At 45.5% G+C, this 268-nt stretch carries 1 protein-coding gene; it reads left to right on the forward strand.

Features of this window, described 5'->3' with window-relative positions; all coding sequences use genetic code 11:
* The coding region (locus C1G53_RS00135; RefSeq protein ID WP_153046620.1) for an ATP-binding cassette domain-containing protein at positions 1 to 268 on the forward strand (268 nt) is incomplete at both ends.

A 268-nucleotide genomic window follows, 5' to 3' on the forward strand; every position in this document is an offset into this window, starting at 1 on the left:
AGGCTGATGTTCCTCATTAAGACCATGAACCTTGACAGTCGTTTTCCAAGTTATGCCTCTTTGAACGAGGAAATTAGTGATGATAGCGGACTGTCTGGTGGACAAAAGCAACGCCTGCTCTTGATCCGTGCCTTGCTGCAAGATAAGGATATCTTGTTGCTGGATGAAAGTCTGTCTGCCTTGGATCAGGAAACCTATACAGTAATTGAAGCCTACCTTACCTCATTAGCAGATAAGACGCTCATCCATATTTCCCACCGTGTGTCCG

Origin of the sequence: Streptococcus suis (genome assembly GCF_002960445.1) — a bacterium.
In the GTDB taxonomy this organism is placed as follows: Bacteria; Bacillota; Bacilli; order Lactobacillales; family Streptococcaceae; genus Streptococcus; species Streptococcus hyiners.